Origin of the sequence: Shewanella japonica (genome assembly GCF_002075795.1) — a bacterium.
GTDB lineage: Bacteria > Pseudomonadota > Gammaproteobacteria > Enterobacterales > Shewanellaceae > Shewanella > Shewanella japonica.
Map to the genome: position 1 here is coordinate 2,903,745 of NZ_CP020472.1, position 11,801 is coordinate 2,915,545.

Below are 11,801 nucleotides of genomic sequence, written 5' to 3' on the forward strand. Positions count from 1 at the left end.
TTGTATTTATTGTTAAAAGTTTTCGAAGTAATCAATTCCATCGTCTACTTCATAAATTTCAAAATCTTTTTCCCAGCGACAAATCCCCGAACCACTAAAATCCAAATTACGATTCTTCAAATTAGGAATAGTAAAGTGAACCTTTGAAGATAAAAGATCACAATTTAAACTAGCTAACTTTGATTTATACTCAACTAGTTCAGTGATTCCTCTTAAATTAATGCTCCAAAGTACATAGGTTTCATCTTTATAAGTCACAGTTATAAACTGAGACGTCGTTTCTTGTGAAAACATATCACCTGGAATTTTTGAATTGATATTAATAGCTGGTAGATAAAATCGACCATCTGTATCAGTTTTAGTTACATCTTCTTTTTCGACTTTATAAGCGAACTCTAGGCTACGATTAATAACTGCACCCGTTACTGGTTTTCCATCCAATAACACAACACCTTTAACTTCTGAGCACATATGTACGTCAAAATTTTTTACCAAACCGAACATTATCTCCATCCCTGTCAAATATTAACTTTCAAAAAGCCTGTCATATTCATTAGAATTGCAATATACGCAAAAGCAAATTAAGACTTAATTTAAATACTAAATTAAAAATACGTCCCTTCAACTAAAAAGCGCGGTAGTGCGTCAGCCTCAACGGTGACTTGATTGCCTCGGTCGTGCCACATGCAGGCCATACCAAGTAGTTGCAATGAAAGAAAAGACTTCACTGGTGCACGGTCTGGCCCCGAATCTCTGATGTGATATTTTTCTTGGAGTGTTAGGTTTTTGGCTAGTACTTCGTTAAAGTCTAACTCCATATCGGTGGTGAGTGCTGCAAAGGTTTCTAAATAACCCATAGCGATATCTAGTGCCCAATCATTACCTTGTTTAACTGCCATTCCCATACATTCGTTCAACAGTGATGGGTAGCTCTCTAATCCATGGTGGTAGGCCTGAAACACTTCAACTAACTTATAAGAAACAGGACCTGATTGTGTTGCACTTTGTTTCATGGTTTCGATAGGAAAATCCGCCAAACTATTCATGCTTTCGGTATCACGAGTAATCACGGATAAAAAATAAGCATCAAACCATTGACTTGGATGACACCTACCGTCTTCTAACATTCCTTTACCATTCCAGGTCACAGAAGGTAAGTCGTAGATAGTCAATGTCTGCTCTTGCTCTGGATTTATTCCTAATTTCAAAAAGCTGGCATACATTTTAGCAGCATAGCGCAAGCCTGTGGCCGATTCTTTTGTAACCTCTGGGGTTTGCTCTTCCCATGTGAGCCAGCGGGCAAGTCTAATCCTCTTATCGGCGCAGCTTATTAAATTATCACGATAATCACCAAAATAGTCTGGGGTTTCTTCAATTTCTTCTCGTGGAAATTCTAGCCAGTCATCCAAAGGGTTTTTTTCAAAATCAGGCTGATAAGCTCTTGCTACTTTCATTTTTTAACCTTTTTTACTAATATCAAATTCAGAAATTCTCACTTCGCTAACGGATGAACCACGCGCAGTTTTATTAATCGGAGTCTCTACATGTAAATATTGAACTTTATTTCTCTTTCTATCGAATGCTTTTTCAATTGCCTTTGCCGATATTTTATCTGTACTGCCTTTATCACGTTCCCCCATTTCCATTGTTATCGCTGCAGCATATTCCTTTGTGCCTTGTTGATAATCATCATCGCCAATTTGCTTCTTCCCTAACGGACTTTTACCGCCTTTTGCTTCGACAATAATGACATCGCCGTTGGCATTCTGATAGACCATATCAAAACTCCCCGCCCCGGGGCTGGACCTATCTAAGCTCTCGGGATGAATCCGTTCATAACCTGGATATTGCGCTTTAACGGCCATATCTGCAGCTTTTTCACCAATCGTTTCTGTGCTTTTATTAATCGATGAAATCTGTTGATTGTATTCTTCTGTGCCGTATTCGCCACGCAGCGATATCGCCTCATCACGTTCATCTAGATGAGATGCTAATGCTTCTTTCTCTTTTTCTGTGAGGATATGTATCGCCTCGGAACCTTGTTTCTTTTTCGCTAAAATTAATGGTCTTGCATTATTTTGTTTAATTATGCCTTTGGTAGCCCATGCTTCATCGACCACCTTACCATCAAATTCATGCATGCCAGCGAATTCTTCGATGGTCAAATCCATTTCTTTTATTTGTCCATCAATATTTCGTTGCACTGTTATGGTGTTATTCACTTCATCCATCGATTCAAGTGTGTAGGCGTAATTTAATTTATTCACCCCATCAGGCTTTTGTATTTTTAACTTGGCCTCAGGGTCTGTGATAGCTGCGCTGTCAATGGCACTTTGTAGTATCTTCTCTTTTGTTTGTTTATCAATGCCATTACCAACTAATGTACTCAGCATGGCCGATAACTTTTCTCGACCTTCTTTACAAAGTAGCCCAAATGGATCAACCCAATTAACGTGATTCGGTGCATATTGGTAGTGGTTTAATCCCCCAACTAGCCCTATTGGATCTTGATGAATAAACCTTGCCTGCTCAGGGCTATAATACCTAAATCGGTTGTAATGTAGGCCTGATTCGTCATCGAAATACTGACCTTGAAAGCGAATAGGGTTTACTATCGAATTTTCAAACTCATCATCTCTTGCAACATTGCTTTCAACAACAGTATCAAAGGCTTTTCCAAACACATCTAACTGATTACGCCATACTGTTTGGGCATTAGCATCAGTAAGACAAATGGGCGTGTCTAGTTGGTCTAAATGATAATAATAAACCTGACCAGCTTTAATGAGAGCAACCGGCGTAAAGGTATCGGGCTGATAGATGTACCAGGTATATTGACCTAAGGTGCACTCGCCAATTAACTGATTATTATCCCAAATAAAATCAGTACGGCCTTGCTCGGTCACTTTTGTGCTGCGTCTACCTAAAGCATCATATTCATATTGCGTCAGTTTGCCATTATCATTAATTTGAATTAACTGGTTTAAGCCATTAAAACTGCGCTGTTGTTTATTGCCCGTTCCAATTTGAGAGATTTGATTACCACTGGCATCATAACGATAATCCACTCCTGCCATACTCATTAGTCGGTCATTGTTAACGACCACATCTTGAATGGATTTATCAGGACGATTTTGTTCAGAGGTTAATACCTGAGCGTCATGTTGACGAATATGTTGAGTCGGGTTGTCAAATGCATCCCAATGATACTGTTCTTTGTGATGATGTTTTACAGCCATGGTGTTAGAGGTAGTACCGCTCTTACCATTCGCGCTTAATGCTTTTGGTTCATTCTCTCGCGAATGGCTAATCAATTGGCTAACTTTATTGTATTCAAATTGGGTTAAATCGACATTTGGCTCATTCTCATCCTGCAGGCCATTGCGGTTTAATTGACTTTCAGATGCTTTAAGCTGGTGCTGGTTATCATAATGATAGCGTCTATGTTCAAATAGCGGTGAACTTGACACAGTTGTTGCTGCGCTCTCGCTTTCAATTTCACTTTCACTTTCACTTTCTGCAAACTTAGCGTGTTGCCACTGCTGTTCAATAAGCCTTGAATAAGCATCATATGTGTGGGTTGATTCGAGTTGATTACCTAATCTTGTGTGCTGTAATAAGCCAGCATCTGTATATTGATATTGAGCAATATCGATAGTTTGCTGATTATCGGTTAGTACAACACCAATATCCGCTAACAAGCCATTACGATTATATTGATAGTTTACTTGGCTTCCATCAGGTAAGGTTAAGCCACTTCGATTACCTTTAGCATCGTACTGATAAGATAAGTGCCATGCACCTTGATTGACCTGAGTGACTCTACCCTTAGTGTCATATTTTTGCTCTAGCGTGCGATGCTGATTGTGCGCGCGAGTGATATTGCCAATGACATCATATTGGTAAAAATTTTGAGTGTTTAACGTAGCAGAATGAACATTAGCATCAAGTTTTACATGACTGCTTTGCTGAATAATACGACCTAGTGCATCACGCTTTAATTCAATAAAACGAATGTCACTGTCGTTTACTGCCACTAACTTATCATTGGCATCATATTGGTAAACTTGCTCGCGACCATCAAACCCGATTAATTTTTTTGGCTGTTCTGTCGGGGTGTATTCAATTCGATATTGAGCACCATCACTTCGCTCAATTTTGTTTAAATTACGCTCTTTATCATAGAAGAATTTAAGCCAGCTACCATCTGCAAAAGTTTGTTGACACGGTTGAGCTAATCCATCATAGCTAAGCAGCGTTTCAATATCGCTCTGATTTGCATTATTTAAATCAGATGCGTTTTCATCAACAACTGCTTTATCAGCCAATAATTTTTGACTAATTTTTCTACCTGCTTGATCAAACTGATATTGGGTGATAATTGCCTGTTCCGGCTTATCTTGAGGGTATGCTTTTTCTTCAATTATTTGCCCATTGAGGTCGCGAATGTACTCAGTAACTAAACCTTGCGGGTTAATTGTTGCATTTACTCGTCCTAAGCGATCATGACTATAGCGAGTTAAAGCATCGCCAATTTGTGTTGCTAATAATTCGCCATCTCTATCCCAATGATATCGATGTATAACACCATCAAGCTCTGTTTTTTGAGTTACTTGTCCAAAATCATTGTATTGAAAATACCGCTGACGACCATCAAAATGACTTTCAGATAAAATGCGTCCTGTTGCATCAAACTGCTTTGTAAATGTTCGGCCAATGGGATCTTGCGTAAGAATACACTGACCTAAACGGTTGTATTCAAATTGTGTGACACCACCATCAGCATGAATAATGGCTTCAATTTGTCCTGAGGTATTGTATATGAATTGGGTTTGATTATTGTTTGCATCAATGGTCGCTATTTTGCGGCCAACACTGTCATATTGATGCCGTGTCACCGCACCATTAGCATTATGATGTTCAATCAGCAAACCTTGAGAATTATGAACGAATGTTTCTTTATTTCCGAGAGAATCAACACAACGACTTCGCATGCCATTTGGATGTGACTCATAAGAAAAATGGTAGTGATAGATCTCATTATCACCCCACTGCTCTATGCATTTAGCGTTTACGTCCTCAGCATTCCATAAAAAGTGGTGGCTAAACCCTGAAGCTCGAGTTCTGGCTTTTAATAAATAAGTTGTTTTGTGATTACTTCGGGTTGAAACTTTAGCTCCCTGAGTTTGGCTAGGTTTATGATAGCTGTATCGTTCAACTAGACCATTCATGTCAGTTGCTGCAATTAAGGCTTGGTGGTCATCATATTGATAGCTTGCAAGGAGTTCAGGGTGTTGCTGCTTATTACCTTTCTCGTCAAGTATATAAGAAGCAACTTTTAGTAAGTTACCTTGGGCGTTATAACTAAGAAGTACACCGCGTTTAGGCCCTGTGGTTATTTGATTAAGCTTGCCTTGCTTATCATAGTACAGCTGAAAATATTGGCCTTGGTGATTACTAATCGTTTCTAGTAACCACACATCTTGATTGTCTATTTGACGCTTTTTAAACGCCCAATGACTGTCATCTGGTTTTAATAATACCTGTCGACCATCAGCTTGATGAACTAACGACCAACCTGTCGTACTTTGAATACTGGTTTGGCCGCGTTTAACTTCATCAAAAACATGTACTCGGCCTTCTTCATCAGTGAGCTCAAACCAGTATTTACCAGGCTTTTTCGGCCCCACTTTGGGAGGCGCTTGATATTGGCGATTGAGTTGTAAACTAAAATTATGTCGCCAACCAAAACCAAGCCCAACATTTCGATCAACTTTACTAGAGCGGTATAAACGTCGCCAAGTTAACGGCATTAAGCCATTAATTTCAAAATCAGTTAACGGTAAAATTTCCTCGCCAGATAACATAGACACTGGATCACTACGGCATTCTTGTTGATCAATTGGTACTTCAGTTGGAGTCGTATTAGCAATGGTGCCAGACTCAGTTGATTGAGCAGTCTGCTTACCTTTACTTGAAACAGGCGCTTTAAATTTACTTGAGCTGTTTCCGAGTGAGGCCGTTTCGGTAGAAGTTTGAATATTTGCTTTAGGGGTTTCAACATAAACACGTAATAGGTTACGTGAAATTGCTTCATTTAATTTGGTGACGATTTGTTTTCGATTTAACGAAGCATTCAAGCCCGCTTGCAATACTAATGCGCGCCCTTGCATTAAGGCATTTCTATCACGTACCAAATGAGGACTTATTTCATTGACCAACTGCTCAATTTCATTAGCTTGGCTAAAGGTTTGTAACTGGAAACCAGAAGGTGTTGATGCACTGCTGGGAACAACAACGATATGCCGATTGAAACCATTAAAATAAAAATTACTGACCGTCATTGGTACTAACGCCTTCTCTATCCATGAGACTAATGTTAAAAACAGCTAAATGCGTTGTCAGCCATACAGGCTGCATTTGATTCTGATTAGCCATTTGATTCACCGCTGCAACCTAGCCACTCATACCTTAACAGGCCAAGGTAACGTTGCTCAGAAACCTCTAACTGAACGCTTACTCCTGACAAAGCTTGTTCTTTATAGCGATTAAATACGTGTAATAAATTATATAACCCCGCTGCGGCACCAATATTCCCAGTGTAATAATTAGTTTGAGTAATTTGGGTATCTTGATCTATTTTTCCCGCTAGCTGCTCATAGGCATTAAGCCAGCTATCTTGGGTGGATTGATTATCACCGGGGAAATATAATTGTTTTAGTAAACTTGATTCATCTTGCTCAGTAAGCTGAGTAAATAAACGCTTAATTGATTGTGTTAATTGAACCTGGGTAGCAGCGTCTTGAAATACATCAGTCACATGTAGCCCTAGTGATGTTTTTTCTTCAGTGGAGACTTGAACCTTAGTCATTATCGCGGCCTCAGAGGGCCTAATGCCTTCATCAATATCTGCATTAATCAATTGACCAGTTCGATAAAGTTCAGGCATATCAAAATACAAACTATCCACTGCGATAAAGACAATCGAGTCAACACGGCTTCCCATCGTCTTAGCTGCATCAAACGCAATAGGTAAAGATGCACTTCCCATAGGAAAAATTCGCCCATTTGGGTGTTCAAAACAATGAGGAAAAGCTTGATGTAATGCGTTTACCCACTGAGTTAACATTTCAGGTGCTAAATTAGGCAACAACCAAAAAACAGGATTGTGTTGATACGGCCCCCATGCGCTGGCATCAGTTATAGGCAGCTTGCTTAGCAGTTCGATAATGCGTGTTAATTTACATTTCGCACTTAGATCACTGCGCATACCTGAGACTAATTGAGTTCCGTTTGGTAATTGCAGATTGAAATTGAGTCCTTCTGTATAAGGTAAATTAATCAACTGCATTTGATTATCGCATTGACCTACGATTAACTCTGATTCGAGTACATTAATAATCATGAGGCCAACTTTATAGTCATTGACGAAGTTCGCACTTCACCGGTTAATCTAAGCTGATGTAATTTAGCCACCCTTTGATGAACAGGGCTCGATTTAAGCAATATTTTATCGACCGTTTCTAGGCTAACTTCCACGCCATTGAGTAGGCGAACTCCAGGTGTATCTGGCGCATATAATTGCCAGCGATTAAGTAACTTAGCGCTATAAAATTGTAGAAATTCAGCGCGTCTTTGTGTGTTTTCTTCAAATTGTCTTTGGTAAGGGATTGACGAGTCAAGTCCAGGGCCTAAAAGCGTTCTTAAAGCATCAAAAGCAATTAATGTCTTAGCGGGGTGCTGCATTGCTTTTGCTAAAAATGGCACAAATTTACCAAAACCTGAAAAACCCATAAGCTGAATCACTCTATCATTGAGGTTTTCATCACGACTCATTAAATTGAAAATTTGAGTTAAAACCTGTTCATCAAGAGAGGTCACAAATATTTCAAACAAAGGGCTATGGCAATATTCATTTTCAACAAAACGGCTATATAGCGCTAATGGCTCAGAAATTTCTTCTAACAACATTTCTGCATATAGTGCATTCAGCGGCGTAAGATTTAGTGAGGCAATACCTGCAATACTTTTTAGTCGTTTACCTCGGTAGATACAAAACAAAATATATTGGTTAATTTGTTCAGGCGTTTTACCAACCATCGAGAACTGCAAACCTTCAACACCAAACTGGCAAGCCACTAGTGCTAAACTAGGAATGTATTTAGTTAAATCTATTTGATTGTTATTTAATAATAATTCAAATACTTTTGCTTGGTCGTGGGTTCTTTGTTTGAGATGAATTTGCAACAGTAGTTGCAAAACAACCAACTGATTTTCCGTACTGAAATACACATCATTTTCAAACGCTGTCACTATTTCAACGACGCTATTAGCACAGAGAAATGCTTCGCTATTATGTTCTTCGTGAGCTTGCTGCTGGATCATATTGAGTGTGACTAATAAAGATCGGGTGTTATCTTCAACATTTTTAGGGGCACACTGAAACGACGACATTAATATTTGTCGTTGTGCTAAGAGAAGTTCAAAATTCTCAATCAAGTTCATTCAACGCAATCCTTGCTCATACTATCCAATCATTACAGTAGGGTTTCCTACTACAATCTTACCTCCATGGGCAGTACTGTCTCCGAGTCTCGCTGCGGGTTTTCCATTAATCAGTACCGAACTTGAACCTGCGTTGATTGTATCTGGTGGGCCAACACAAATTAACTTGTCACCTTTACGAGCAGCAGGCATAGAACCAATAAGCACGTTTCCTGAGCCCATAATGACAGGTCCGCCTACATGTGGGACTGGGCCTGGGTTAGTTTTTGGGCATACATGCATAGATGTCAGTGTAGCTGCGGGCATTCCCATAAAATCTTCCTTGAATTGTTAGTCTTACATTGGAGCTATCGGCAGGGTATTAATCACTTTCTAACGGTATAACGAGCAAGTCTTGTTGCATTAAGGCTACCGCTATTTCTTTGATTAATTTTATTTGCTCACCCCTTCCTGATGCATACTCGTCATTCATCAAATAGTTGTAAATATGGCTAATTACATCCTGATGATTACGCCACATATGACGATTAGTTAAGAATTGTTCACCATAGGTTGTACTAGTTACATAGGTCTTATCAGGTATATCCAATAGTGGATCTTGAGGTTTATCAACGGGTTTGCAAATCAAATACCGATAACCAAATTGGCAAATCAACTCGTGGCCACGACAAAACGCACCCGTTAATCCAACGCCAGGGTAACTTGAAATTTGCATTGTTAATTCAACTTAATTTGCGCTGCTTTCAACGCAATACTGGTACCGTTTACTTTCACATTAGTACCTTTAATTTGAATGTTGGTACCTTCTATTGATATCGAGCCATCGCTGCTCATTTTAATCGAGGCACTACCCGTTTTAATCACGACTTCTTTCCCAGCTTCGATATTAAGCGCTTTGCCCACTTTAAGCGTGTCGTTACTGCCAATATCATCGCTACGGTCTTTACCGACTTTAAGTGTATCGTTATTGACGACTTCAGTAGTTCTATCATTACCAATTTTGCCGCTGTCATTATTAACAATATCTAAAAATCTATCATTGCCTATAGTATCTTTCTGATCGTTCTTAACATTTAATTGATGGTCTTTTTCTGCTTGTAAAAATAGCAGCTCTTTACCTTTTTCATCATCAAAGCGTAATTCATTAAAATTATCTGCGCCGCCCTCTTTAGTGCTATGCGATTTAATCCCTGACTGCGTTTTTTTAGCCGGTAAAGCATAGGGTGGCATTAGATCCGCGTTATAAACTGCGCCACTGATTATTGGTTGATCAGGATCGCCATTAATAAACTCAACTAAGACTTCTTGACCTACTCTTGGGAAGAAGAAAGCGCCCCATTTATTACCAGCCCAACTTTGGGCAACACGGATCCAGCATGAACTTTTACTATTAAATTCACCATCTCTATCCCAATGAAATTGCACCTTAACTCGGCCAAATTTATCAATATGCTGTTCATCACCAGATTCTCCAGTAACGACTGCAGTTTGCACTCCATTGATAAGCGGTTTATTGATTTGAAGTGTTGGCCGATACGGAGTTGATTTAGGCACACATTCAAAATCATTTTGATAAACACCAATTGAAGCCGATTGACCAGCGCCAGATTGGTTAGGCTGTGTTGCAGATGTCCTTAGGGCAGTAATAAGAAAACTCTTACCTTTATAACTGCTGTTTTCGTGATCCTTAAAACTAAAAAATTTACCTACACTAAAGCTGCGGCAGTCGCCTTGACCACTGCATTTATTCATGTCTTTTTGTAATGCTTCTAGTTGATTATTAGCAAATGGCTGTGCACGTTTATTTAACTCTGACTCGCCAAGGTAGTCGTAAACTTCAAGTGTACTTTGATCAGGTAAACTGGCATTGGCATGGCTGCCTGACGGATATAATTTAGGTTGTTCATAATCATAACCCTTTTGCATAAAGCCGCCACTCACCATACTCATACCGCCTTGCCAGTGAGCAACGTGTGACTCTGCTAAATGACCAGAAAAACAACGTACTTTCTCTTCTGCACAAGGTTTATAAGCTGTAATATCATCGGCAAGTACTAAGGTATGTGCACTCACGCTGTGTTCAAAAAAGAAGAAAATACCTTCTTGCTGTAATAAACGGCATACAAAATCTAAATCAGATTCAAGGTACTGAACACAATATTCGTATTTAGGGTATGTGCGCGTGGTTTTATTTTGGAAGGCAACGTTATGTTGACCAAACAAGTCACTAATAATATCGATTACTGACATGTTTTGAAAAATTCTGCAGTTACTGCGCTTTTTCATCAATGCCATTCTAGGCACGATAACAGCTTGATAATCAATATAATCTTGGGATACATCGGAAGCAGCAGTTCGCATGCCAGCTGATTCTAAGTGACTGACTACACCATGAAAATATCGAGCAGCTCCATCACTTTCTGCGTTGCGTAAAGTGATGCAAACATTTTTGCCCACAAGGCTATCTAAACTAATTTGTGTCCCAACGGTAAACATGGACACATTGATAGAAAATAACTGAGAAATGGCTTCTGTGGCAGTAAGATGCGTTAGGTATAGCGTGTCTTTACCTAATGGGGTGCTGATACTGATTATATTATTTTTTTGAGTCGCCTTTAGCATTCCTTGCCTCAGTCATTAAGAATTAAGATCTTGAGGAAACTGACGTTCCCTCAAGATTAAGATCGCAAATGGATTACATTTGTTGACCTTTAACACCGCTGTAGCCGTAACGTAGCGCTGCAGTAATGTTGTTTTTATCATCAGTAGGCGTTACTGCCATCATCATTTCAGTGTAACTGATAGTGATAGTTTCTACTGGACGATCGCCATGAACTGAAACACTGTAGCTAGAGATCATTGCATCAGTTAATTCGATTTGCATGATTTCTTCAATTTTGTCACCTTGCTTGGTCACATGGAAAATAGCTTTTTTACCTTTACCGATAGTTGCTTCTTTGAAAAGATCAGTAGAGGCATTATCTTGTAATTTAGTGATAGTTACATCACCTAAACGTGTAGAGCTCGCTTCACGGTCTTTTGCAGTACCAGTAAAAGAAGTAATTTCACGGCTAACATTCCAGTCTACTGATAACACAGTAATCATGTCTTTGAATTCTTCAGCAGTAGTTTCGCCTTTAATACCTTCATAATCTAAATACGTGTTCGCTTGCATTATTAATGCTCCTTTTGCGTGATTGTCATCCATTAATGGACAGTTTTATATAAGTTTAATAACAAACTTAATATTTCAATTTATTAAAAATGCACTTACTAACAAATAACACCCAAAAGTA

At 39.1% G+C, this 11,801-nt stretch carries 9 protein-coding genes; all 9 read right to left on the reverse strand.

Translation table 11 applies throughout. The features are described 5' to 3' along the window. Positions 1-12 precede the first annotated feature (12 nt). The 9 genes from SJ2017_RS12395 to SJ2017_RS12435 all read right to left on the reverse strand — a co-directional run bounded on the left by SJ2017_RS12395 (position 13) and on the right by SJ2017_RS12435 (position 11,680). Positions 13-504: a DUF6795 domain-containing protein gene (locus SJ2017_RS12395; RefSeq protein ID WP_055023364.1), complete on the reverse strand. Its 492-nt coding sequence runs from the start codon at positions 502-504 to the stop codon at positions 13-15. Positions 505-605: 101 nt separating this feature from the next. After that, positions 606-1,454 carry an immunity 49 family protein gene (locus SJ2017_RS12400; RefSeq protein ID WP_080915963.1) on the reverse strand — a complete coding sequence of 283 codons (849 nt, stop codon included), beginning with the start codon at positions 1,452-1,454 and terminating at the stop codon, positions 606-608. 3 nt (positions 1,455-1,457) lie between these two features. Further along, a complete protein-coding gene (locus SJ2017_RS12405; RefSeq protein WP_080915964.1) occupies positions 1,458-6,344 on the reverse strand; it encodes an RHS repeat-associated core domain-containing protein in 4,887 nt (1,628 codons plus the stop codon). 86 nt (positions 6,345-6,430) lie between these two features. Next, complete coding sequence (locus SJ2017_RS12410) at positions 6,431-7,405, reverse strand: hypothetical protein (RefSeq protein ID WP_080915965.1); 975 nt, start codon at positions 7,403-7,405, stop codon at positions 6,431-6,433. Next, positions 7,402-8,505: a hypothetical protein gene (locus SJ2017_RS12415; RefSeq protein ID WP_080915966.1), complete on the reverse strand. Its 1,104-nt coding sequence runs from the start codon at positions 8,503-8,505 to the stop codon at positions 7,402-7,404. Before SJ2017_RS12415 ends, SJ2017_RS12410 begins: the two co-directional genes overlap by 4 nt. A gap of 21 nt (positions 8,506-8,526) precedes the next feature. Next, positions 8,527-8,817: a PAAR domain-containing protein gene (locus tag SJ2017_RS12420; RefSeq protein WP_055023369.1), complete on the reverse strand. Its 291-nt coding sequence runs from the start codon at positions 8,815-8,817 to the stop codon at positions 8,527-8,529. 49 nt (positions 8,818-8,866) lie between these two features. After that, positions 8,867-9,220, reverse strand: coding sequence for a hypothetical protein (locus SJ2017_RS12425; RefSeq protein WP_055023370.1), 354 nt, complete (start codon positions 9,218-9,220; stop codon positions 8,867-8,869). Between the two features lie 2 nt (positions 9,221-9,222). Continuing rightward, the gene (locus SJ2017_RS12430) at positions 9,223-11,127 is read right to left on the reverse strand and encodes a type VI secretion system Vgr family protein (protein WP_080915967.1); all 1,905 of its coding nucleotides are present in this window, start codon (positions 11,125-11,127) and stop codon (positions 9,223-9,225) included. A 73-nt stretch (positions 11,128-11,200) separates the two neighbouring features. Further along, the gene (locus tag SJ2017_RS12435; protein ID WP_055023372.1) at positions 11,201-11,680 is read right to left on the reverse strand and encodes an Hcp family type VI secretion system effector; all 480 of its coding nucleotides are present in this window, start codon (positions 11,678-11,680) and stop codon (positions 11,201-11,203) included. Positions 11,681-11,801: the final 121 nt, after the last annotated feature.

Bases quoted from the DNA above. Each gene is read 5' to 3' on its own strand.
- SJ2017_RS12395 (WP_055023364.1), bottom strand. From the start codon at position 504: ATGTTCGGTTTGGTAAAAAATTTTGACGTACATATGTGCTCAGAAGTT.
- SJ2017_RS12400 (WP_080915963.1), bottom strand. From the start codon at position 1,454: ATGAAAGTAGCAAGAGCTTATCAGCCTGATTTTGAAAAAAACCCTTTG.
- SJ2017_RS12405 (WP_080915964.1), bottom strand. From the start codon at position 6,344: ATGACGGTCAGTAATTTTTATTTTAATGGTTTCAATCGGCATATCGTT.
- SJ2017_RS12410 (WP_080915965.1), bottom strand. From the start codon at position 7,405: ATGATTATTAATGTACTCGAATCAGAGTTAATCGTAGGTCAATGCGAT.
- SJ2017_RS12415 (WP_080915966.1), bottom strand. From the start codon at position 8,505: ATGAACTTGATTGAGAATTTTGAACTTCTCTTAGCACAACGACAAATA.
- SJ2017_RS12420 (WP_055023369.1), bottom strand. From the start codon at position 8,817: ATGGGAATGCCCGCAGCTACACTGACATCTATGCATGTATGCCCAAAA.
- SJ2017_RS12425 (WP_055023370.1), bottom strand. From the start codon at position 9,220: ATGCAAATTTCAAGTTACCCTGGCGTTGGATTAACGGGTGCGTTTTGT.
- SJ2017_RS12430 (WP_080915967.1), bottom strand. From the start codon at position 11,127: ATGCTAAAGGCGACTCAAAAAAATAATATAATCAGTATCAGCACCCCA.
- SJ2017_RS12435 (WP_055023372.1), bottom strand. From the start codon at position 11,680: ATGCAAGCGAACACGTATTTAGATTATGAAGGTATTAAAGGCGAAACT.